The organism is Streptomyces sp. NBC_00461 (assembly GCF_036013935.1).
Lineage (GTDB): Bacteria > Actinomycetota > Actinomycetes > Streptomycetales > Streptomycetaceae > Streptomyces.
This window is the reverse complement of record NZ_CP107902.1, coordinates 3,421,228-3,443,903: the sequence shown is the minus strand read 5'-3', so window position 1 is coordinate 3,443,903 and position 22,676 is coordinate 3,421,228. Positions and strand designations below refer to the sequence as shown.

General features: G+C 71.0%; 19 protein-coding genes. 13 read left to right on the top strand and 6 right to left on the bottom strand.

The genetic code is table 11. From position 1 onward, the window contains the following. The first annotated feature begins 48 nt into the window (after nucleotides 1-48). The 5 genes from OG870_RS16150 to OG870_RS16130 all read left to right on the top strand — a co-directional run bounded on the left by OG870_RS16150 (nucleotide 49) and on the right by OG870_RS16130 (nucleotide 5,196). Nucleotides 49-996, top strand: a complete 948-nt coding sequence (locus OG870_RS16150; protein WP_266840398.1) for an EamA family transporter — start codon at nucleotides 49-51, stop codon at nucleotides 994-996. 35 nt (nucleotides 997-1,031) lie between these two features. Further along, the gene (locus tag OG870_RS16145; protein WP_266840400.1) at nucleotides 1,032-1,955 is read left to right on the top strand and encodes a DMT family transporter; all 924 of its coding nucleotides are present in this window, start codon (nucleotides 1,032-1,034) and stop codon (nucleotides 1,953-1,955) included. A 9-nt stretch (nucleotides 1,956-1,964) separates the two neighbouring features. After that, entirely contained in the window at nucleotides 1,965-2,909 is a 945-nt protein-coding gene (locus OG870_RS16140; protein WP_266514468.1) for a LysR family transcriptional regulator, read from the top strand. Between the two features lie 49 nt (nucleotides 2,910-2,958). Further along, complete coding sequence (locus OG870_RS16135; protein WP_266840403.1) at nucleotides 2,959-4,341, top strand: sigma-70 family RNA polymerase sigma factor; 1,383 nt, start codon at nucleotides 2,959-2,961, stop codon at nucleotides 4,339-4,341. A 96-nt stretch (nucleotides 4,342-4,437) separates the two neighbouring features. Beyond that, nucleotides 4,438-5,196, top strand: a complete 759-nt coding sequence (locus tag OG870_RS16130) for an SDR family NAD(P)-dependent oxidoreductase (protein WP_266584560.1) — start codon at nucleotides 4,438-4,440, stop codon at nucleotides 5,194-5,196. A 118-nt stretch (nucleotides 5,197-5,314) separates the two neighbouring features. Here OG870_RS16130 and pepN read toward each other — a convergent pair whose 3' ends face one another. Continuing rightward, on the bottom strand, nucleotides 5,315-7,894 hold the full coding sequence (pepN, locus tag OG870_RS16125; RefSeq protein ID WP_266840405.1) for an aminopeptidase N: 2,580 nt from the start codon (nucleotides 7,892-7,894) through the stop codon (nucleotides 5,315-5,317). A 181-nt stretch (nucleotides 7,895-8,075) separates the two neighbouring features. Between pepN and OG870_RS16120 the strand changes: the two genes are divergently transcribed. Continuing rightward, a complete protein-coding gene (locus OG870_RS16120; RefSeq protein ID WP_266840407.1) occupies nucleotides 8,076-8,546 on the top strand; it encodes a DUF1203 domain-containing protein in 471 nt (156 codons plus the stop codon). A gap of 10 nt (nucleotides 8,547-8,556) precedes the next feature. Here the strand turns inward: OG870_RS16120 and OG870_RS16115 are convergent, their stop codons facing one another. Then, on the bottom strand, nucleotides 8,557-9,573 hold the full coding sequence (locus tag OG870_RS16115; protein ID WP_266514453.1) for an aspartate-semialdehyde dehydrogenase: 1,017 nt from the start codon (nucleotides 9,571-9,573) through the stop codon (nucleotides 8,557-8,559). A 325-nt stretch (nucleotides 9,574-9,898) separates the two neighbouring features. Here OG870_RS16115 and OG870_RS16110 point away from each other — a divergent pair, with 325 nt between their 5' ends. Together OG870_RS16110 and OG870_RS16105 are read left to right on the top strand one after the other, a co-directional pair. Continuing rightward, complete coding sequence (locus OG870_RS16110; RefSeq protein WP_266840410.1) at nucleotides 9,899-10,426, top strand: RNA polymerase sigma factor; 528 nt, start codon at nucleotides 9,899-9,901, stop codon at nucleotides 10,424-10,426. 1 nt (nucleotide 10,427) lies between these two features. Next, nucleotides 10,428-11,159, top strand: coding sequence for a hypothetical protein (locus tag OG870_RS16105; RefSeq protein WP_266840412.1), 732 nt, complete (start codon nucleotides 10,428-10,430; stop codon nucleotides 11,157-11,159). Nucleotides 11,160-11,228: 69 nt separating this feature from the next. Here OG870_RS16105 and OG870_RS16100 read toward each other — a convergent pair whose 3' ends face one another. Next, the gene (locus OG870_RS16100; protein WP_266584567.1) at nucleotides 11,229-14,555 is read right to left on the bottom strand and encodes a S8 family serine peptidase; all 3,327 of its coding nucleotides are present in this window, start codon (nucleotides 14,553-14,555) and stop codon (nucleotides 11,229-11,231) included. A 172-nt stretch (nucleotides 14,556-14,727) separates the two neighbouring features. Continuing rightward, complete coding sequence (locus tag OG870_RS16095; RefSeq protein ID WP_266514441.1) at nucleotides 14,728-15,270, bottom strand: CGNR zinc finger domain-containing protein; 543 nt, start codon at nucleotides 15,268-15,270, stop codon at nucleotides 14,728-14,730. Nucleotides 15,271-15,402: 132 nt separating this feature from the next. Here OG870_RS16095 and OG870_RS16090 point away from each other — a divergent pair, with 132 nt between their 5' ends. The 5 genes from OG870_RS16090 to OG870_RS16070 all read left to right on the top strand — a co-directional run bounded on the left by OG870_RS16090 (nucleotide 15,403) and on the right by OG870_RS16070 (nucleotide 20,666). Next, nucleotides 15,403-15,846: a VOC family protein gene (locus OG870_RS16090; protein WP_266514438.1), complete on the top strand. Its 444-nt coding sequence runs from the start codon at nucleotides 15,403-15,405 to the stop codon at nucleotides 15,844-15,846. Between the two features lie 2 nt (nucleotides 15,847-15,848). Beyond that, nucleotides 15,849-16,736 (top strand): pyridoxamine 5'-phosphate oxidase family protein, encoded by an 888-nt coding sequence (locus OG870_RS16085; RefSeq protein WP_266584569.1) that lies wholly within the window; start codon nucleotides 15,849-15,851, stop codon nucleotides 16,734-16,736. 9 nt (nucleotides 16,737-16,745) lie between these two features. After that, the gene (locus tag OG870_RS16080; protein ID WP_266514433.1) at nucleotides 16,746-17,207 is read left to right on the top strand and encodes an NUDIX hydrolase; all 462 of its coding nucleotides are present in this window, start codon (nucleotides 16,746-16,748) and stop codon (nucleotides 17,205-17,207) included. Nucleotides 17,208-17,455: 248 nt separating this feature from the next. Further along, a complete protein-coding gene (locus OG870_RS16075) occupies nucleotides 17,456-19,222 on the top strand; it encodes a TIGR03767 family metallophosphoesterase (RefSeq protein WP_266584571.1) in 1,767 nt (588 codons plus the stop codon). Nucleotides 19,223-19,481: 259 nt separating this feature from the next. Beyond that, nucleotides 19,482-20,666, top strand: coding sequence for a glycosyltransferase (locus OG870_RS16070; protein WP_266588422.1), 1,185 nt, complete (start codon nucleotides 19,482-19,484; stop codon nucleotides 20,664-20,666). Between the two features lie 179 nt (nucleotides 20,667-20,845). On the opposite strand, the gene OG870_RS16065 is transcribed toward OG870_RS16070, so the two are convergent. Both OG870_RS16065 and OG870_RS16060 read right to left on the bottom strand, forming a co-directional pair. Next, nucleotides 20,846-21,055: a hypothetical protein gene (locus OG870_RS16065; RefSeq protein WP_266584573.1), complete on the bottom strand. Its 210-nt coding sequence runs from the start codon at nucleotides 21,053-21,055 to the stop codon at nucleotides 20,846-20,848. Nucleotides 21,056-21,500: 445 nt separating this feature from the next. Continuing rightward, nucleotides 21,501-22,547 (bottom strand): hypothetical protein, encoded by a 1,047-nt coding sequence (locus tag OG870_RS16060; RefSeq protein WP_266514418.1) that lies wholly within the window; start codon nucleotides 22,545-22,547, stop codon nucleotides 21,501-21,503. Nucleotides 22,548-22,676: the final 129 nt, after the last annotated feature.

Sequence of the window (22,676 nt, the reverse complement as noted above, 5' to 3'; positions counted from 1 at the left end):
GCTACTTACCGTCGACCTACTTCGAAGGGTCGCAGAAGGGTCCCCGTCATGCCCGCGAACCGCAGCGCTCTCATGTCCCTCACCGCCCTCACCGCCCTCGCCCCCGTCTCCTGGGGCACCACGTACGCCGTCACCACCCAGTTCCTGCCGCCCGACCGCCCGCTCTTCACCGGCCTGGTGCGTGCTCTCCCCGCCGGCCTGCTGCTCCTCGGGATCACCCGTGTCCTTCCGCGCGGCGCCTGGTGGTGGAAGGCCGCGGTCCTCGGCGCACTCAACATCGGCGCCTTCTTCCCCCTCCTCTTCCTCTCCGCCTACCGGCTGCCGGGCGGCATGGCGGCGGTCGTGGGGTCGGTCGGCCCACTGTTCGTCGCCGGGCTCGCGGCGGTGCTGCTGGGGGAGCGGCCGACCCTGCGGACGCTGCTCACGGGGATCGCGGCGGCCTTCGGCGTCACTCTCGTCGTACTGAAGGCGGCCGGGGCGCTGGACGGGCTGGGCGTCCTGGCGGCCCTCGCCGCCACCGCGTCCATGTCCACCGGCACGGTGCTCACCAAGCGGTGGGGCCGCCCCGAGGGTGTCGGCCCGCTTGCCCTCACCGGCTGGCAGCTCACCGCGGGCGGCCTGCTCATCGCGCCCCTCGCCCTCCTGGTCGAGGGCGCGCCGCCCGCGCTCGACGGCCGCGCCGTCGGCGGCTACCTCTATCTCGCCCTCGCCAATACGGCGGTCGCGTACTGGCTCTGGTTCCGCGGCATCGGCCGGCTCACCGCCACACAGGTCACCTTCCTCGGCCCGCTGTCACCGCTGACGGCGGCGATCGTCGGCTGGGCGGCCCTCGACCAGGCGCTGACACCCCTTCAGCTGACGGGCATGGCCCTGGCCTTCGGGGCGACGGTGGCCGGGCAGCTCCGGCCGAGGGGGACCCGGCAATCGTTCAGTTCAGCTGAACATATCGGTCAAAAACATTCGATGGACGTGACAGGTGCGGCGCTGCGACGGTAGATCCACCGAGATCCCCGATCAGTGAAAGGACATCTGTGGCCGCCGTCCTGCACCGGACCGCCCCTACGACCAAGACCTCCTCCGTCACCCGCACCGCGCCCCGCGACGCCCTCCTCCGCGGGCTCGCGTTCGCCGCGCTGGCCACCCTCGTGTGGTCCGGCAGCTTCGTCACCTCCCGGGCCCTGCACGACAGCGTGCCTCCGGTGCAGCAGGCCTTCTGGCGCTGGCTGGTGGCGCTCGTCGCCGTCGCTCCCTTCGGAGCCCGACAGGCCTGGCGGCAACGGCAGTTGATACGGAGTCACCTCGGCTTCGTGCTGCTCGCCTCGCTCCTCGGCGTGAGCGTCTACAACACCCTCGTCAACCAGGCGGGGCTGACCGTCCCGGCCGCCGGCATGGGCATGATCATGGCCGCCTCGCCGGTGCTGATGGCGGTGTTCGAGAGGGTGGGCGGTGTGCGGCTGGGGGCACGCAGGGTCGCCGGACTGCTGATGGCGTGCGGGGGCGTGCTGCTGCTCATGGGAGGCGGGGCCGGCTTCTCCCTGGGTGACCTCTGGATGATCGCCGCCGCGTGCTGCTTCGGCTCCTACAGCGCGGTACTGCGGCGCAAACCGGCCGAACTCGGCGGCGCGGCCTTCCTGTTCACCATGTTCCTGCTGGGCGACGCCATGCTGCTGCCCGCCTTCGGGGTCAGCCTCGCCGTCCAGGGCGGGTTCCAGCCGACGGCCGGCACGGTCCTTCCGCTGCTCTACGTCGGGATCGCCTCCTCGGCCGTGGCCTTCTTCGCCTGGAACAGGGCGATCGCGCTCGTCGGTCCGGCTCGTGCCGGAGCCGTCTACCACCTTCAGCCGGTGTGCGTGGCTCTGCTGTCCCGGGCCGTGCTCGGTGAGACGCTCGGCCAGGCACGGTTGCTGTGCATGTCGCTGATCGTCGGCGGAGTGGTGCTCGGCGCCGCCGTATAGGTTGCCGCCATGGCCGAGTGGGACATCCGGAAACTGCAGATCCTGCGGACGCTCAGGGAGCGCGGGACCGTGACCGCGACGGCCGAGGCGCTGCGGATGACGCCGTCAGCCGTGTCGCAGCAGCTGACCAATTTGGCCAAACAGCTCGGCGTGCCCTTGCTGGAGGCGCACGGGCGGCGGGTGCGGCTGACGGACGCGGCGCGGCTGGTGCTCGGGCACGCCGAGGCGGTGTTCGAGCAACTGGAGCGCGCCGACGCCGCGTTGGCGGCCTTCGCGCACGGTGAGGTCGGCGAGGTGCGGGTCGGCGCCTTCTCCACCGCCGTACCCGCCCTCGTCGTACCGGCCGTGAAGGCGCTGCGGACCGCGCACCCCGGGGTGAGCGTGCGGGTGCGCGAGGCGGAGGCCGGGGAGGCGTACGAGCTGCTGGCCGCCGGGGACGTCGACCTCGCGCTGTCCCTCGCCGCACAGGCCCCGACGGCGGCCGACCCCCGCTTCACCCGGGTCCCGCTGCTCGCCGACCCCCTCGACGTCGCCCTGCCCCGCGACCACGCCCTCGCCGCCGCGGACGGGCTGCGGCTCGCCGGTCTCGCCGGGGAGCCGTGGATCTTCGGCGGGAGCGGGCCCTGGTCGGACATCACCCGCGGGGCCTGCGAGGCGGCCGGCTTCAGCCCCGTCCAGGCGCATTCGGCGGCCGGGTGGACGGCGATCCTGGCGATGGTCGAGGCCGGGATGGGGGTCGCGCTCGTACCGCGCATGGCGGCCGTGGGAAGGGAGGGCGTGGTCATGCGGGAACTGCCGGCGGACCGGCCGAGACGGCACGTGGTGGCGGCCGTACGGAAGGGGGCCGAGGAGGGGGCGGCGGTGGGGCGGGTGCTGGAGGTGTTGCGGACCGTTGCCGCGGGCCTCACCGAGAAGTCGGTTCGGACCCGCATCACGGGCACCGACTCGCGATAGCGTCACACCGTCCCCGCGTGACGCAAAGCCCGGACTTCCGGAGGTGCCCGTGGTCGCCCAGGTCTGTGCCAGTTGTGGCAAACCGCTTCCCGCCCGGGCCGGCCGCACGGGCCGCAGCTCGGTGTACTGCTCGGCCGCGTGCCGGCAGAAGGCGTACCGCAGGCGACACGAGTTCGATGGGAGCGGAGCGGCCGGGGCGACCGGAGCGGCGGGAGTGGACGGCCTGATCGAGGACATCGCCCGGCAGGTGAAGGAGCTGGCACCGCAGCCTCCCTCGGTCCTGTACTCGGGAGCGACCGAACTCTCGTCCTCCGTCGCTCGGCTGCGGCGCGTGGCACGACTGGCCCGGGACACGGCGAACGTTTCCCGGGAGACGCCGAAGGTGTCCCGGGACACGGTGACGGAATCCGTCACACCGGCCCCCGTTACGGAACGCTCCCGCCCCGTATCCCTCCTCACCGAAGCCGACTTCGCCGCCCTCACCGAGTCCCACCGGCACGAGATCCAGGTGCACTGCTACCGCATGACCGGCTCCTACGACGACGCCGAGGACCTCGTGCAGGAGACGTTCCTGCGGGCCTGGCGGGCCCGGGACGGCTTCGAGGGGCGGGCCGGCGCACGCACCTGGCTGTACCGCATCGCCACCAACGCCTGCCTCGACTTCCAGCGCCGCACCGCCCGCCGCCCACAGCGCTACGAACCGATCCCCGGCATGAACCACGGCACCGGCGATCCACCCGCCCGGGTCACCTGGCTGCAGCCCTACCCGGACGACGAGCTGCCCACCGCCGAGGAGGACCGTCCGGACGCCGCCGCCGTCTCCCGCGAGACCCTGGAGCTGGTCTTCCTCGCCGCCATCCAGCATCTGCCGCCCCGCCAGCGCGCCGTGCTGATCCTGCGGGACGTCCTCGGCCTGACCGCGGCCGAGACCGCCGAGGCCCTCGACCTGACCGTGGCCTCCGCCAACAGCGCCCTGCAGCGCGCCCGCCCCACCCTCCGCGACCACCTGCCCCGCAGGCGCGCCGACTGGACCGCCACCGAGCCCACCGAGGCCCAACGCGCCGTCCTGCAGCGGTACATGGCCGCAGCGGAACGGCTCGACCTCGCGGCTATGACCGAGCTGCTGAGCAAGGACGTCACGCTCACCATGCCGCCGAACCCGTTCTGGTTCACGGGCCGCGACGCCCTCGTCGACTTTCTGCTCCCGACCCTCGACCCGGCGTCCCCCATGTTCTTCGGGCACTGGCGCCACCTGCCCGCCCGCGCCAACGGCCAGCTGGCGGCGGGCGGTTACGTCCGCAGGCCAGGAACGAACGTCTACCGCGCCCAGGTCCTCGACGTCCTCCGCTTCGACGGCGACGACCGCGTCGTGGAGGTCATGTCCTTCGAACCGCATCTCTTTCCGGCCTTCGGCCTGCCGCTGCGCCTGTGACCCTGCCGGCCGATGAGCGTTCGGGGTGCCGTGCGTCTGTATGACCGACCGATACGGAACACCTCCGCATACGGAACACCTCCGAAGGAGACCACCATGCTGCTCACCGACAAGACGGCGATCGTCTACGGCGCCGGCGGCTCGATCGGCGGGGCGGTCGCCCGCGCCTTCGCGGCCGAGGGCGCCCGCGTGCACCTCGTCGGACGCACCCGGGAAACGCTTCAGGCGGTGGCCGACGACATCAAGGACGCCGAGGTCGCCGTGGTGGACGCCCTCGACGAGGCGGCCGTGGAGGAGCATCTCGCCCGCGTCGGCGACGTCGACATCTCCTTCAACCTCGTCAGCCGCGGCGACGTGCAGGGCGCCCCGCTCACCGAGATGCCCGTGGACGACTTCCTGCGGCCCGTCGTCAACGGCACCCGCGCGGGCTTCATCACCGCCCGCGGCGCCGCCCGCCGGATGGCCGAACGCGGCTCGGGCGTGATCCTCACCCTCAACAGCGCTTCCGCGCACGGCAGTCCGATGATGGGCGGCACGGGGCCCGCCGACGCCGCCATCGACACGCTCGTCCGCAACCTCGCGGTGGAGTGCGGCCCGCGCGGGGTGCGGGCCGTCGGCCTGTGGGCGGCCGGAGTGCCCGAGACCTTCACCGTCGAGAAGCTCTCCGCGGTCAACCCGGCCATCGACGCGGCCGCCGTACAGGGCATCATCGACCAGCTCGCCGGGATGCGCATGACCCGCCGCAACCCCACCCTCGCCGACGTCGCCGCCACGGCCGTCTTCCTCGCCTCCGACCACGCGGCCGGCATCACCGGCACCTTCGTCAACGTGACGGGTGGAATGATCGCGCGCTGAACGCACGCGAAGGGCGCCCGGCAAATCGCCGGACGCCCTGAGCGCCCCAAAGGGGCGCGGGAACTGCGCGACCAACCACGATGATGCCGCGGACAACCGACGGCCCATCGCGGCACCTTTAGCGGAGCGCGTCCGCTGCCTGTGCCTTCAGCGCGCGCTCCACGCCCGAGCGGGACTCGGAGACCAGGCGGCGCAGGGCCGCGCCGGGCTCGGCGGAGGCCAGCCAGGCGTCCGTCCGGTCCAGCGTCTCCTGCGAGACCTGGACGGCCGGGTAGAGGCCGACCGCGATCTGCTGGGCGATCTCGTGCGAGCGGGAGTCCCAGACGCCCTTGACCACCTCGAAGTACTTCTCGGCGTACGGGGCGAGCAGCTCACGCTGGTCGGTCTGGACGAAACCGCCGATGACGGCCTCCTGGACGGCGTTCGGCAGCTTGTCGGACTCGACGACCTGCGCCCACACCTCCGCCTTGGCCTCTTCCGTCGGCCGGGCGGCACGGGCGCTGGCGGCATGGCGCTCACCGGCGGCCGTCCTGTCCCGCTCGTACTCGCCGGCGATCTCCGTCTCGTCGTAGCGGCCGACCGCCGCGAGCCGCTGCACGAACGCCCAGCGCAGCTCGGTGTCGACGGCCAGGCCCTCGATCGTCTGCGCACCTTCGAGCAGGGAGTCCAGCAGGTCCAGCTGCTCCGGCGTCCGGGCCGTCGCCGCGAACGCCCGCGCCCAGGCCAGCTGGTGGTCGCTGCCCGGTGCGGACGTGCGCAGGTGGGCGAGCGTGGCGTCGGTCCAGCGGTTCAGCAGGGCCTCGCGGGTCGCCGGGTCGGCGTACAGGTCGATGGCCAGCTTCACCTGGCGGTGCAGCGACTGCACGACACCGATGTCGGACTCCTTGCCGATGCCCGACAGGACCAGGGAGAGGTAGTCACGGGTCGCCAGCTCCGCGTCCCGCGTCATGTCCCAGGCCGAGGCCCAGCACAGGGCGCGGGGGAGCGACGACTCGAAGTCCCCGAGGTGCTCGGTGACGAACGCGAGGGACTCCTCGTCCAGGCGGACCTTGGCGTACGACAGGTCGTCGTCGTTGAGCAGCACGACGGCCGGACGGCGCTTGCCGACCAGCTGCGGTACCGCGGTCAACTCGCCGTCCACGTCCAGTTCGACACGCTCGTCGCGCACCAGCTTGCCCGTCTCGGCGTCGAGTTCGTACAGGCCGACGGCGATACGGTGCGGGCGCAGGGTGGGCGCGCCCTTCGCGCCGGCGGGCAGGGCGGGGGCCTCCTGACGGATCGCGAAGGAGGTGATGACGCCCGCCCCGCCTTCACCGTCTGTCTCGATCTCCGGGCGCAGGACGTTGATACCGGCGGTCTGCAGCCACTTCTGCGACCAGGTCCCCAGGTCACGGCCCGAGGTCTCCTCCAGCGCGCCCAGCAGGTCGGACAGGCGCGTGTTGCCGAAGGCGTGGCGCTTGAAGTACGCCTGCACGCCCGCGAAGAACTCGTCCATGCCGACGTACGCCACGAGCTGCTTCAGGACGCTCGCGCCCTTGGCGTAGGTGATGCCGTCGAAGTTGACGAGCACGTCGTCGAGGTCGTTGATCTCGGCCATGATCGGGTGGGTCGAGGGCAACTGGTCCTGGCGGTAGGCCCACGTCTTCATGGAGTTGGCGAAGGTGGTCCAGGAGTGCGGCCAGCGGGACTGGGGGTGGTACGCCTGGCAGGCGATGGAGGTGTAGGTGGCGAACGACTCGTTCAGCCACAGGTCGTTCCACCACTCCATGGTGACCAGGTCGCCGAACCACATGTGGGCCAGCTCGTGCAGGATCGTCTCGGCGCGCAGCTCGTACGACGCGTCGGTGACCTTGGAGCGGAAGACGTACTGGTCGCGGATGGTCACCGCGCCGGCGTTCTCCATCGCGCCCGCGTTGAACTCCGGCACGAACAGCTGGTCGTACTTCTTGAACGGGTACGCGTAGTCGAACTTCTCCTGGAACCACTCGAAGCCCTGCCGCGTGACCTCGAAGATCGCGTCGGAGTCGAGGAACTCGGCGAGCGAGGGCCGGCAGTAGATGCCGAGCGGGACGGACTGCCCGTCCTTCTCGTACACGCTGTGGACCGAGTGGTACGGGCCGACGATGAGCGCCGTGATGTACGACGAGATCCGCGGGGTCGGCTCGAAGGCCCAGGTGTCGTCCTTGGGCTCGGGCGTCGGCGAGTTGGAGATGACGGTCCAGCCGGTGGGTGCCTTCACCGTGAACTGGAAGGTCGCCTTCAGGTCGGGCTGCTCGAAGGACGCGAAGACGCGGCGGGCGTCCGGGACCTCGAACTGGGTGTAGAGATAGGCCTGTTCGTCGACGGGGTCGACGAAGCGGTGCAGGCCCTCACCGGTGTTGGTGTAGGCGCAGTCGGCGACGACCCGCACGATGTTGCGGCCCTCGAGCAGCTCCGGGAGGGCGATGCGCGAGTCCTTGAAGACCTCGGCGGGGTCGAGCGCGTCGCCGTTGAGCGTCACCTCGTGAACGGTGGGGGCCACCAGGTCGATGAAGGACGCGGCACCGTTTTCGGCCACGTCGAAACGCACCGTGGTCACGGACCGGTAGGTGCCGCCCTCCTGCGCGCCGGAGAGGTCGAGATCGATCTCGTACGAGTCAACGGTGAGCAGCGTCGCCCGCTGCTGCGCCTCTTCGCGAGTCAGGTTTGTGCCAGGCACGCGGTCATCTCCTCGTTATGTGTGGGTTGCGCCATCCTTCCACGTGACCGTGGGGAGGGCGACGAGGGTTTTCCCGATGGCTCGCCCGGTCGGCGTCCGGAATGCCACGTCACATGCCGCATAAAATGCCGCGTCCGAATCCCGCCAGTCATCCAGCCCCGTCCGCGCCAGCCTGGAACGCATGACGACCCACACCGCACGACCCATCGAACCGTCCGTCCTCAAGGAGCTGCGCACCGCCGACGACGCGGGCCGCCCGATGACAGCCGGCATCGACGACGAAGGCGGCGCCCCACTGCGCTGCTGTCTGCGCCGCAGCGAGCCGGGCGAGGTGATCGCCCTCGTCTCCTACGCGCCCCTGCGCCGCTGGGCGGCCGGGACGGGCGCCGAACCCGGTGCGTACGACGAGCAGGGCCCCGTCTTCATCCACGCGGACGAGTGCCCCGGTCCGGAGGGCGACGGCTACCCGTTCGCCAACGCCCACCGCACGGTCCGCCGCTACTCGGCCGACGGGCACATCCTCGGCGGTGAGCTGGTCGAGGCCCCCGACGACAGGGCCTTCCAGAACGCGTTCGACGACCCGTCCGTGGCACTCGTCCACGTCAGGGCCGTCGAGTACGGCTGCTTCCTCTACGAGGTCAGGAGGGGCTAGCGCCCGGGCACTATCCCTTCAGCTCAGCCGCCACCAGTTCCGCGATCTGCACCGCGTTCAGTGCGGCGCCCTTGCGGAGGTTGTCGTTGGAGACGAACAGGGCCAGGCCGTTGTCCACAGTCTCGTCGCGGCGGATGCGGCCGACGAAGGACGGGTCCTGGCCGGCGGCCTGGAGAGGGGTCGGGATGTCGGAGAGCGCGACGCCCGGGGCGCCGGCCAGCAGCTCCGTCGCGCGCTCCGGGGAGATCGGGCGCGCGAAGCGGGCGTTGATCTGGAGGGAGTGGCCGGAGAAGACCGGGACCCGGACGCAGGTGCCGGAGACCTTCAGCTCGGGGATCTCCAGGATCTTGCGGGACTCGTTGCGGAGCTTCTGCTCCTCGTCCGTCTCGTTCAGACCGTCGTCGACGATCGAGCCGGCGAGGGGGAGCACGTTGAAGGCGATGGGGCGCTTGTAGACGGCGGGCTCCGGGAAGTCGACCGCACCGCCGTCGTGCGTCAGCTTGTCCGCGTCGGCGATCACCTTCTGCGCCTGGCCGTGCAGCTCCGCCACGCCCGCGAGGCCCGAGCCGGACACCGCCTGGTAGGTGGCGACGACCAACGCCTCCAGACCCGCCTCCGCGTGCAGCGGGCGCAGGACGGGCATCGCGGCCATCGTCGTGCAGTTCGGGTTGGCGATGATGCCCTTGGGCCGGTCGGCGACCGCGTGCGGGTTCACCTCGGAGACCACCAGGGGTACGTCCGGGTCACGGCGCCAGGCGGAGGAGTTGTCGATCACGACGGGGCCCTGCGCGGCGACCTTCTCGGCCAGCGCCTTCGAGGTCGCGCCGCCCGCGGAGAACAGCACGATGTCGAGGCCGCTGTAGTCGGCGGTCGCCGCGTCCTCCACCGTCACGCCGTCCAGGACCGTCCCCGCCGAGCGGGCCGAGGCGAACAGGCGCAGCTCGGTGGCCGGGAAGGCACGCTCCTTGAGGATCCTGCGCATGACCGTGCCGACCTGCCCGGTGGCTCCGACGATTCCGACCCTCACGGCGACTCCCTCTACGTGTATGTGCCTGTCTGCGGCTTCTTGCGTGTCTGCGGCATTTCCATCATGCGGCCGACCGGGGTCCGCCTGTCCAATTCTTTGGACGCCATGCCCGGCACCTGGGACACCCGGACCACCCGTACGGTTGCGGAACTCGTGCTCACACCCCGCTGAGCTGCAGAAATTAGCTCGCTACGGCCCTCGTGCCGCAAGCTGTGCTGCGTCGCGCGACGGTGTGACGTACGCCTCGGCGAAATTCCCGGGGACCCGGCCGAACGTTTCCGTGCGCTGTGACGTCGTAGAGGAAACGCGGTGAGGGGGGTGGCTTGTGCTGCGCAGAAAGGCCCGCCGGGTCCAGAGGGACGATCAGGGGGATCCTCTGGACGCGGCTCAGGAACGCCGGGTGCGGGCGGTGCTCGCGCTGGGCGGGGTGCCGCAGACGGACCTGCCGGACGGGGTGCAGCAGGTCCGCCTGCGGCTGCTGGAGCGCGCCGCGAAGGGGTACGAGGCCCCGCGCGACGTCTCCGCGTGGGTGGCCGTCGTCGCCTCCAACCTGGCCATGGACTGGCACCGGGCCAAGAAGCGCCAGGAGCGGATCGGCGAGCGGCTGGCCTCCCTGAGGCAGCTGGAGCACCCCTCCGGGGAGGACACCAGCGTGCTCTCCCTCGCCGTCGCCCAGGGCCTCGACGAACTGCCCGACCCCCAGCGTCAGGTCCTCGTCCTGCGCTTCTTCGCCGACCTGCCGGTCCGCTCGATCGCCGAGGAGCTCGGCGTCCCGGAGGGCACCGTCAAGAGCCGGCTGCACACGGCGGTACGGGCCCTGCGCGCCCGCCTGCACGAGGACGAGGTGGTGTGAGATGACCGCCGAACACGAGACGCACGAGATGTACGACGGCACCGACGCGCTGATGGCCGCGATCACCGGCGAGGAGTTGCCGGCCGAAACCCGTGCCGACGCCGCGTTCATGGCCGAACACCGCAGGGCGACGGCCGACGTGGCACTGCTGCGGGAGCAGCTCGGGATCATCGGCAACGCGCTGGCCGAGGACGCGCGGCCGCAGGAGGAACCCGCTCCGGTACGGGCGCCGCGGAACTGGCGTCCGGTGCGCAGGTTCGCCTTCGGCTCACTCGCCGTGGCCGCCGTCGCGACGGTCCTGGCGGGGATGGGCTGGCTGGTGGTCCAGGCCGGGAGCGGTGCGAACGAGGACTCCGGCAGTGCCTCGGGCGCCAAGGCGGACACCTCCGCCCGCTCCCCCTTCTCGAGTCCCGGCTACCTCGCCTGCGCCCGTCTGGTCGCCGAGGGCGAGGTGACGGACGTCGAGCAGCTGCCCGGAGCCTCCGAGCAGGACCGGATCACCCTGCACGTGACCCGCTCGTACAAGCCGGAGAAGGCCGAGAAGCAGCTCACCCTCGTGATCGACGAGGGCGCTCTCCAGAAGGCCCTGCACAAGGGCGACCGCATCCTCGTGGCCGTCCCGCAGCACGCCGTCACCCCGGACTACGTGCTCGTGGGCGAGAAGTCGATCGCCCGCGAGCGCGCCGGGCTCGGCCGGGCGCTGCCCGAGTCGGCCGGCATCTCCTGCGAGTGAGGGACGGGAAGACGAGAAGGGGCGGGCGCCCTTACGGACGCCCGCCCCCACCGCCGTATCACTGCCCGACTACGGCGTGACCTTCTCGATCTTCACGCTGCCGGTGCCCGCGACCGTGCCGCGTGCGTTCACCAGCTGGACCTGGCCGAAGAACTCGCGGCCCTCCGGAGCGGCCGCCGCGGCGGTGACGCTGCCGGAGACGGTCGCCGAGTCGCCCGTGCCGAGCTTGACGGGGGTCGAGTCGTCGACGGTCACGGTGCCCAGGGACGGGGAGAAGAAGACGTCCCGGTAGTCGTAGTCCGTGGAGCCGGCGGGGATCGAGTAGCCGGTGACCTCGATGGTGTAGGTACCGGCGGCGGGCGAGGCGACGGACACGGCCTCCTCGGAGTCGCCGTCGGCAGACTGGCCGACGACGGTACCGGCGGCGTTCTTCACCGTCAGGTCGAGGTCGGCGGCCGCGTCCGAGACGTTGCCGATGGCGACGTCCAGCGACTTGGCGCCCGCGGGCACCTCGACGGTGGTGGTGCGGGTCTCGCCCTGCTTGATGGACGGGCGGTCCGACTTCGCCGAGCCGAGCGGGCCGCCGGCGAGCTTGCCGTCGAGGGCGGCGAACTTGTTGGTCACCTTCCAGGAGACGGCGGCCGGGGTGCCCACCTTCGCCTCGGGGACGGTCACGGTCGCCGGGTCGAAGGCCGCGCCGTAGACGGCGAGGTCCAGCTTGTAGGGGTTGTCGAGCAGCGGCGACGTACGGCGCGACTCGACCTCGATCTCCCACACGCCTGCCTGCGGGTCCGCGTACGAACGCACGTCGGGCTTGCAGCCGTTGGTGTTCGGGTAGTTGCTGTAGCAGTACGGGGTGCCGGTGTCCTCGACCGGGACGCCGTAGGGGTGGATCGAGATGAAGCGGGTCTGGCTCTTGTCCTTCAGCCCGCTGATCGCCGCCTCCAGCGACGTGGCGCCCTCGGGCACGGTCACGAAGTAGGACCGCGTGCTGTTGCGCTGCACGCTGTTCGACGCGGAGTAGGTGAAGTTCACCGGCGCCGAGACCACGACGGTGGTGAGGATCTGCTTGTCGATCCCCTCCGTCCTCGGGTCGTCGACCTCCAGGATCGCGCTCTTGATGCCCGCGGACCGCGGGTTCGCCCGCACCTTGACGGTCACCGGCTGGTTCAGCGGCAGCTTCACCGTGTCGGAGCCGACGATCCTGAAGGTGTCACCGGCGTTGTTCGCGAAGTGCAGCTCGTGCCGGATCGCCTTGTCCGAGCCGGAGGTGCGGGTGACGGTGACGTCGTACGTCTTCTTGTCACCGGCCTTGAGGCCGCCCTCGCGGTCGTACAGACCCGTGCCGAAGCCCGGCGTCTTCAGGGCGTAGTCGATCGCGGTGTCGACCGGCGCCTTGACGGCGTAGTTGTTGGGCACGGCGTCTTGGGCCTTGGCGGCGTCGCGGATCGAGTCCCAGGCGTCGACGATGTCGATGAGGCCCGCGCCCTCCTCGTACGCCTGAACACCCTTGATGTGATCGGCTGTTGAGGTCAGCGCCGTGCGCAGGGCCGCCGGCGTCAGCGCGATGTGCCTCTGCTTGGCGGCGCTCAGCAGCAGCGCGGAGGCACCGGCGGCCTGCGGGGACGCCATGGACGTGCCCTGCAGCATCGAGTAGCCGGCCGGCAGCGTGTAGCCCGAATCGGCGACCGGGGAGCCCGGCAGCCAGGTCTGGGTGGTGTTGATCGAGGCACCCGGCGCGGACAGGGTGGGTGTGAAGCCGCCGTCCTCACGCGGACCGCGCGAGGAGAAGGGCATCATCTGGTACTTCTTCTCCACGACCGAGCCGTAGTTGGACGCCCAGGTCTCCTTGGAGATGGTGGCGCCGACGGAGATCACCTTGTCGGCCAGGCCCGGGTCGCCGATGGTGTTGGCACCGGGACCGGAGTTGCCCGCCGATATCACCAGCTGCACGCCGTAGGTGTCGATGAGCCGCGTGTACAGCTCGGCACGGGCGTTGTTGCCGTCGTTGAGGGCCGGGAGGCCGCCGATCGACATGTTCACGATGTCGACACCGCGGTTGACGACGAGGTCGATCATGCCCTCGGTGAGCGCGACGTTGGTGCAGCCGCCGCTCCAGGTGCAGGCACGGGACGAGACGATCTTCGCGCCCGGGGCCTCGCCGTTCATCTTTCCGCCGAACAGTCCGTGGGCGGAGGTGATGCCGGCGACGTGCGTACCGTGCTCGGACTCGATGACGCCGATGTTGACGAAGTCGGCCTTCTTGCCGACCCAGTCGTCGCCGAACGGGTCCATCGGCACGTCCTTGCGGATCTGCACGACGAACGGCTGGCGCTCCACGACGTCGGTCGACGGGTTGTCCGTCCCGAAGTAGCCGACCTGGTAACCGTCCTTGTACGGCTTCATCGGTGCGTCGTCGGAGAAGTCGTAGTTGTTGTTCAGGTCGACGCGGACGGTGCCGGCGGCGGCGTCGTAGAGGACACCCCACTTGTCCGTCGTGTCGCCGTCCCGGTTGGCGTCGCCCTTCGCGTCGCCGCCCGCGGTGGCGGCCTCGCTGAAGGTGCTGACCTGGTACGACCCGGCGGGCGCCGTCCAGGTCCGGCCGCTGTAGGTGAAGGTGGGGCCGGAGACCGCGGTGACCATCGGCCGCCAGGTGGCGTCGCTGTCGACGATCGGGTCGGTCGCCGTCACCCAGTCGACGATCTTCCGCTCACCGGTGGTGGTCTTCTGCAGGGCGGGGTGGCCGAGGTCCACGCCCGAGTCGAGGATGCCGATGGTGACACCGCGGCCGTCCGCCTTCGGGTTCTTCTTCACGAAGTCGACGGCGCCCGTCTCGAAGGACGGGTTGTACGGGTTCCTGGCGGGGGTCTTCATGCCGGGGGCCGGGTAAGTGGCCTTCGCCGACGAGGTCTTGGCGGAGCCGGCGCTCACGCTCGGGTCGTCCAGCGGTATCTCCTCGCGCAGGTCGATGCCGTGCACGGAGGAGAGCTTCGCGGCGGCCGCGATGGCCGACTGGGCCCTGCCGGTCGGGACGGTGGCGCGGACGTAGCCGAGCTTGTCGTAGGTCCGGCCCACCGAGCCGCCCTTGACCGCGTCCAGCTTCTCGGCGACCTGCTCGGTCTGCCCCGGCGCGGTGGCGATCATCATCGTGACGTTCTTGTCGCCGTCGGCCTGGGCCTCGGCGAGGAGGTCCGCGTCGTCCGAACCGAGTTTGTCGTGGGCGGACTTGACGCTGCCGTCCGAGGGGGCGGTGGAGCCCGGGGTCGGAGCGTCGGCGGAGAACGCCATCGGTATCGGCCCCGCCGCGGAGAGCGCGGTGACAAGACCGGCGGCCACGGCTATGCGGGCCACGCGTCTCGCGCCCGATATGGGATCGCGCTGAGGAGTGAGGGTCATCGGCATCCCTTTGAGGTGAAGAGTCCAGTGCCGGACGAGCGCAGCTTTACCCAAGGGACAGTTGTTTGGGAAGTGTTGACCGAAACGATATCGACGTATGGGGAAAACCCCCGATGCCCTTTAGGGGTATGAGTCCCCAATAGCATCAAATCGTATGGAGTGCTACGGCGGTTCAGGATTCCTTTGTGCGCGCGTAATGCCGGGACGCCTTCGCCCTGTTTCCGCAGGCGGCCATGGAGCACCAGCGGCGCGTGCCGTTCCTCGACGTGTCGAAGAAATGCAGGATGCACGCGTCGTGGGCGCAGCCGCGGATGCGGTCGGAGGCGGTCGAGAGCAGCTCCAGATAGCTGCGGGCGGCAAGCCAGGCGGGGCCCCAGGACGGGTCGCCGAACTCGGGCAGCTCGCCGGGGCCGTCGGCGGTGAGCGTGGCCCGGATCCGCCCGTGCGTGAGAACGGCGTCGACGGCGCCGGCGCCTTCCGTGAGTGATCCGTCCACGGCCTTCTTCAGGGCGTCACGGGCCTGGAGGGTATGGCGCAGGGTCGTCGCGTCGGCGTCGAACCGCCCGTCGAGCCCGTTGGCGTCGAGCCACACCGCGAGCCCGTCGACGTCGGTGAGCAGATCCTGCACGACCCCTTCCTTGTTCCATCGCGTGTTGAGCAGGTCGAGCGCGAGGGGCTCACCGGTGAGGGGGCGCGGATCTGGGGCGGCGGGCATGGGGCGACTCCTTTCGCAACCACCTTCGGCTAACCACTGAAGTTTACGTGACCGGTTGACGCCTCCTGATTCTAACCTCTAACGTGCTTAATGATGGTTATAACTCGACGGTTGCGACCGAGAGGGAGAGCAATGACCCTGCACACGGGCCACATCGGCCTGAACGTCACCGACCTCGACCGATCACTGGCCTTCTACCGGGACGTCCTGGGCTTCGTACTCCTGAGGGAGGGCAAGGACGAGGACAGGCGGTTCGCGTTCCTGGGCGACGGAGAGCACCTGGTGCTCACCCTCTGGCAGCAGGCGCAGCAGCCCTACGACGGCACCCACGCCGGCCTGCACCACCTCGCGCTCCAGGCGCAGTCGATCGAGCAGGTCAGGGAGTACGAGACGGCACTGCGCACCTACGGCGTCGACTTCGCGTACGACGGTGTGGTGGCCCATGGCGAGGGCGCGGCGTCGGGCGGCATCTTCTTCCACGACCCCGACGGCACCCGCCTGGAGATCTCGGTGCCGAGCGGCGCCGAGGGCGCGCCGGCCCCCCATGAGGCGGCTCCGACCTGCGGGTTCTTCTAGTCGTGGCCGTGTATCACGCGGGTTCGCGGGCGCTGCAGGACCGGGTCGGCGTGCGGGAGGTCGCCGACCATGTGGGCCGGGCGATAGGCGAGGGCATCAAGCCGGTGGCCGCGGCCTTCCTGGAACTGCAGCCGCTGCTGGTGCTGGGCGCCGCGGCCCCGGAGACGGGCCGCGTCTGGACGTCGGCGCTGACCGGCGCCCCCGGTTTCGCGCGGGCGACGGGCCCGCACCAGATGTCGGTTGCGGGCAGCGTGCGCCCGGGCGACCCGCTGACGACTGCATGCGCGACCGAGGGCACCCCCGTGGGCTCCATCGCCGTCGACCCCCGCACCCGCCGCCGGATGCGTCTCAACGGCCGACTCAGGCCCACGGCACGGGGGTTGGCGGTGACGGCGGACCGGGTGTTCTCCAACTGCCCCAAGTACATCCAGCGGAGAGAGTCGTACGAGCTGCTGGACGACCGTGCGCCGGGACGGTCCCAGACGAGCGGCGAACTGAGCACCGCACAGCGGCGGTTCGTGCTCGACGCGGACACCTTCTTCGTCGCCACGGTCCATGACCGGGGCGTCGACGTGAGCCATCGTGGCGGCAACCCGGGCTTCGTACGGGCTGCTTCACCGCGGGAACTCATCTGGCGGGACTACCCGGGCAACTCCATGTTCCTCACCCTCGGCAACCTCGCGGCGGACCCGCGGGCGGGGCTGCTGTTCCTGGACTGGACGACCGGCACGACGCTGCAACTGACGGGCGAGGCGCGCACGGAGTTCGGTGCGGACGGGGAGCGACGGGTGCGCTTCGGTGTCACGGAAGTCGTCGAGACCCCGTCCGCGATCCCGCTGCGCTGGTCGGCGCCCGAATACTCGCCTGCCAATCCCTCTCCGGCGGTCTAACGTCCGTATGTGCGCAGGAAACTGAGGGTGGCGGCCTACGCCATGTGTGTCCGCGACGACCAGCTCCTCCTGGCCCGTTGGATCGACGGGGACGGCGTCCCCGAGTGGACCCTGCCGGGCGGCGGAATGGAACACGGGGAAGACCCCTACGACACTGTCCGGCGGGAGGTCGACGAGGAGACCGGCTACGACATCGAGGTGACGGGCCTGCTGGGCGTCGACACGAACCGGCGCCGCTTCCCCCGCCGCTTCGGCCGCACGGTCGACCACCAGGGCCTGCGGCTGATCTACGAGGCCCGCATCACCGGCGGCGAACTGCGCCCCGAGGTCGGCGGGTCCACGGACATGGCGGCCTGGCATCCGCTGGAGGAGGTGGCGGGCCTCAACCGGGTGGGACTGGTCGACGCCGGACTGGCGCTTTGGCGGGAGCGGCCGGCGTCGGGGCATGTGACATCTGCCGTCCGCGAGTGAGGCAGGGGCGGACTCCCTCCCCTACCCCGAAAAATGAACACTGGGTGACCACCCCCGGGCGGTCCGACGAGCGGGCGTGAACGCGCAGGGTGGCCCAAGATCGACGTACGGTGATCGGCGTTGCGCGTTGCCGTCTCGTTCACGCACAGGTCATCCCCGATGCCAAGCATCCAGAGCGAGCGGGTTGTTCGCGACAGCGAAACGACCCGCGACCACTGCCGACGCGTAGTACTCGGGGAGATCGCGCCATGTCGCGCATACGCTCTGTCGCCGCCACCATCCCGGCGATCAACCGCCGTACCGTCCTCGCCGCCACCGGCGCGGCGGCCGTCTCCGCAGGCCTCGGCTACGCCCTGCGGCCCACCGACAGCCAGGCCGCCACCGCCACAACCGCCACCACCGAGGGCACTCGGGTCGTGGCGCAGTCCCGCCAGGCCCCGGCCGCCCCCCTCGCCCCGTACACCAAGGGCACCACCCTCGCCACCGTCGCCGCCCCGCGCACCGGCTCCGGCTACCGTCGCCTCGGTGACGGTCCGGGCTGGAGCCGGGTCGTGCGCAGCGAGCTGGCCGCCCCCAGGACGGGCCGCGCCGGCCGCCGTACCGCGCTCGCCGCGTTCGTGCAGCTCACCGACCTGCACCTGATCGACTCCCAGCACCCGATGCGCCTGGAGTACCTGCGCTCCACCGACAAGCACGCCTGGCGTCCCCACGAGGCGCTCACCGTGCAGGGCGCGGTCTCGCTGGTCGAGCGGATCAACGCGCTGCGCGGCGCCCCCGTCACCGGGACGCCGCTGCACTTCGCGATGACCACGGGCGACAACACGGACAACAACGCCAAGTCCGAGCTCGAATGGTTCCTGAAGATCATGAGCGGCGGACGTATCACCCCCAACTCCGGTGATCCGCGGCACTACGAGGGCGTCCAGAACAGCGGCCTCAAGACGTACTGGCAGCCCGACTCCACCGTGCGCGACGGAGACAAGCAGCTCGGCTTCCCGCATCTGCAGGGCTTCCTTGCCGCCGCCATCCGCGAGGTCCAGAGCCCCGGCCTGAACCTGCCCTGGTACTCCACGGTCGGCAACCACGACGCCATGCCGCTCGGCTGCTACGGCCACGGCGACTCCTGGCTCGCCGAGTACGCGGTCGGCGGCAGGAAGCTGATGTCCCTGTCCGCGTCCGAGGCGACGAAGCTCCAGAACCACATCAAGAACGGCAACGACCCCAAGGGCACCGCCTTCCGGGACATGCTCAAGGCGCACAGCCGTGACATGCGCTCGGTGACCGCGGACGAGAAGCGCGCCCCGTACACCCCGACCGAGTACCTCAAGGCCCACCTCGACCCCGCGTACCGCGGTGTGGGTCCGGTCGGGCACGGCTACTCCAGCGCCAACCTCGCGGCGGGCACCCAGTACTACACCTTCCGGATCGCCGACGACGTCGTCGGCATCAGCCTCGACACCACCGACCCGGGCGGCCACTACGAAGGCTCCATCGGTACGGCCCAGTTGAAGTGGCTGGACAAGCAGCTGCGGGACAACAAGGACTCGTACGTCGTCGTCTTCAGCCACCACACCAGCAAGACCATGACGAACACGAACCACGTGGACCCGGCCCGTCCGAACGAGCGGCGGCACAACGGCCAGGAGGTCATCGCGACCCTCGGCGCCCACCGCAACGTCCTCGCCTGGGTGAACGGCCACATCCACCGTAACGACATCACCCCGCACGCGGCCTCCGGCGGCCGCTCCTTCTGGGAGATCTCCACCGCGTCCCACGTGGACTACCCCCAGCTCGCCCGGGTCATCGAGCTGACGGACAACAAGGACGGCACGATCTCCCTGTTCACGACGCTCGTCGAGTCCTCGGCCCCGCACCACACGGACTTCTCCGACCTCACCCAGACCGGCCTCGCGGCCCTCTACCGCGAGCTGTCGTACAACGCCCCAGGCGCCGGCACCTCGCTCGGCGGCGACGCGAACGACCGCAACACGGAACTGGTGCTGAAGAAGGCCTGAGGGACAAGGGCTGAGAACGGGGCCGGAAACGGCAGGCGTCCAACTTCAACGGGGACTGGTCCGGGGACACCGACGCCGTGCTCGATGCGGAGTTCTGGAGCGAATGACCGTGAGGTAATCCAGCGGACTCCGACACGAGACGCCGAGTTCATCCGTACGAAACGTCCATGCCGCCTCATATCGGCTAACCCGGCATTCACGGGGATGGCTCGATTTGTGCAAGGCGGGTGGTCGTATGCGCACGAGGCGCGGACTGCACGTGCTCTCGGTGTACGAGGGCTTCTTCTCCGGCGGGGCCCGGATACTCCATAGCGATGTCCTCCTGGGCCTACAGGAGGGTGACCAGCATCATCGTGTGCTGAGCATCCATGCCGAGGTGCACCGGGAGGCCACTCGGCAGCGCATGGAGGACGACGCCTGCTACCGGTCGCTGACCGCGGCCGGAGTGGGTGTCTCCTCCCTGGGCCGGGTGTTTCCCGCAAGTGGTGATCAGGCCGGATTCACCGGCCCCGAGCTGGCCGATACGGCGCGGGCGACGGCCGACGTGGACGTCATCCTGTCCCTCAAGGAGCAGCCGCTGCGCCTGCTCAACCAGGCGGGCCTGCCGCGCCGCCCCATCGTGGTCTGTCTGCACCGCTCCGATCCGGAGAACCAGGGGCCGGCCCTCGACGAGCTGAAGGCCGCGATCGCCGACGGCACGGTGGTGGCGTGCGTGTGCTGTGCGGAGTCGACCCGGGTCGCGTACGAGGCCGCCGGCATCCCGGCCGACCTGCTTCACGTCGTCCCGAACGGCGTGGACCTGCTCCGCTTCCGCCCCGACCCGGCCCGGCGACTGGCCCTGCGGACCGCCCTCGGCATCCCGGTGGCGGCACCGGTGGTCGTCTTCGCGGCCCGCTACGACGCGATGAAGAACGTCCCGCTGTTCCTGCGGGCGGCGCGTGCGTGGCTGGAGCGGGAGCCCGACGGGCATGTGCTGATGTGCGGGGCGGGCATGACAGCGGCGAACCCGGGGCTGGACGCGGACATCGAGGCCGCGTTCGGGGCACAGCGGTCACCCACGGACCGGGTCCGGCTGCTGGGCGTCCGGCACGACATGGAGTCCGTGTACGCCGGTGCCGACGTCGTCGCGCTGACGTCCTCGTGGGGCGAGGCGGCCCCGCTGTGCCTGGTCGAGGGCATGATGTGCGGCGCCGTACCGGTCGCCACCGACGTCGGCGACAGCGCGGTGATCGTGGCGGGCCACGGCTTCGTCACGCCGCCCGACCCGGCGGCGATCGCCCGGGCCTGGACGGAAGCGGCGGCATCCCGCGCCGACCTCGCCCCGGCCCTCGCCGCAAGCCGCGAACGCTTCAGCCGTACGCGGATGATCGCCTCGTACGCCGCGCTGCTCGACCGGGTCGCCGCAGGGGCTGCCGCAAGGCCGGCGCTCCCGGAATCGCTCTGAGAGCTTCGGGCCCGAGGGGCGGAGCGCGGTGGTCGTCGGCCTGATCTCCGTAGCTGCTTCAGCCCCAGTCGCACCCCGGCAGGGGCGGCCGTCGAACCGGACTGGCTCCTGCGTGCCGAGGTGGGCAGGACGGTGCGGGCCCGGCTGGTGAGGTGACCGTCGGGCCCGCCGCCCTGGCGTCACTCCACGCGGGCCGACCTCGGCGTCGTCGATGAGGCACCCACCCGCTCGCCGGCCTCGGTCGCCGGCAGTACCTGACGCACACTCACCAGCGCCGCCAACGCGATCGCGCCCACCACCGCGGGCACCCCGGCCGCGCCGGCCGTGGACAGGGTCAGACCTCCGAGGGCTCCGGCGACCGCGACGCCCAGGAACTGGGAGTGCCGCAACGCCCGTGCTGTCCAGGCCGGTTGCCCGGTGTGCGATGGGGGACAGATACGTGTACATCGTGTACGCCGCGAAGTAGAGGCCGAACGTCGTCACCAGGCCCCAGCGGACCGGGCCCCGGCGCAGTAGGTTCAGCCGCCCGGCCGTAGCGCCCGCCGTGCCGGGGACGTCCGGGAGCCAGGTCAGGACGGCCAGGGCGGTGACCAGCGCCAGCGCGGCCACGCGGGAGTCATCGAGGCGGCGCACCTCGCGGCCCGCGACGCCCTGCGCTGCTTCCCTGCCTGGACGAGGGCAGCTGCGACGACACCTACGACCTCGTGCTCCAGCCCGAGCGGGCACAGTCGCTGGCCTCCTGACCGCGTACGAGGAGGGGGCCGCCGGCACCCGGCGGCCCCCTCCTCTCCCCTCCTGATACCGGTCCTCCCGGATACCGGTCCCGGTCCGTCACTACCGGGGCAGCACCACGACATACGCGGCCGGGTCCCGGTCGCCGGACGCCATGAGCGCCGTACGGACGACCGTGGCCTGCTGCTCCATCGAGTCGCGGAGTTTCTTCGGGGTGACGTACACGACCGTGATGCCCAGCCGCTCCAAGGTCTCCCGCTTGCGGGCGTACTCCGACCACATCGCGTCCTCGTCCTGGCGGGGGGCCCGTGTGTCCAGCTCCACCGCCACCGCCTGCTCGGGCCAGTACGCGTCCAGGCCGCCGAGGTGGGGGCCGCCCGGGAGGCGGAGGTCGACGTTCCAGACCGGGTCGGGCAGGCCGTGGTCGTGGACCATCCGGTACAGGCGGTCCTCGGCGATCGCGCGGCCCTCGGCGAGCAGCGAGTCCACCGCGTCCACCACGTGCGGCCGGCTGAGCAGCTTCGCCTGGTTCAACGCCCGTACCACCGAGGCCGGTTCGCAGTGGCCGCCGCGCACCGCCTCCGTCAGCAGCCGGCGCACCGCGCCCGCGTCCGCCAGTTCGGAGACCGCGTCGGCCAGGGCCCGCGGCACCGGGGCGATCGGAACTCCCGTCACCTGCTGGGGAGTCGGCAGCGCCGGCGTGCGGACGATCCGTGCGCAGCCCGTCGAGCGCAGCCGCCGCAGCCGGGGGACCAGGACGTCGACCTTCTCCAGCGACAGCAGCGGGGGCGCCGACGTGAAGCCGTGCAGGTTCAGGGCCGCCAGCCCCGTGATCATCGCCTCCGGGTAGACCGGGTGGTGGGGGTCGTCCGCGCCCGGTTGCGCCGGCACCCCGGCGGACGACTCTCGCGCCGCGTACATCAGCACCGCGTGCAGCCGCTCCTCGCTGGTCGGCGGGCCCGGGTGGAGAAGGAAGACGCCCGGGAGGATCTGCTGCCAGGGACCGCCCGCGCGGCACTGCTCGGTCATCTCCGCGGACGTGACGCCGTGCGCGCGGAGCTGAGCGGTCGTCAGGACGCGGCGGTGCACCTCGGCGAGGTGGCGGAGGGGGCGGGGGGAGGCCGGGGGGAGCGGCGTGTTGTGGTTCATGCCGGGGGTTTTCCGCGCCTGGTCCGCTCTTTAACCGCTGTTACACGCTCGTCGACAAATACGGACAAGGTGCCACTAAAGGACGGGTGTTCGGATGCCGATAGGGCACGGAAAACCCCTGGTCCGTTC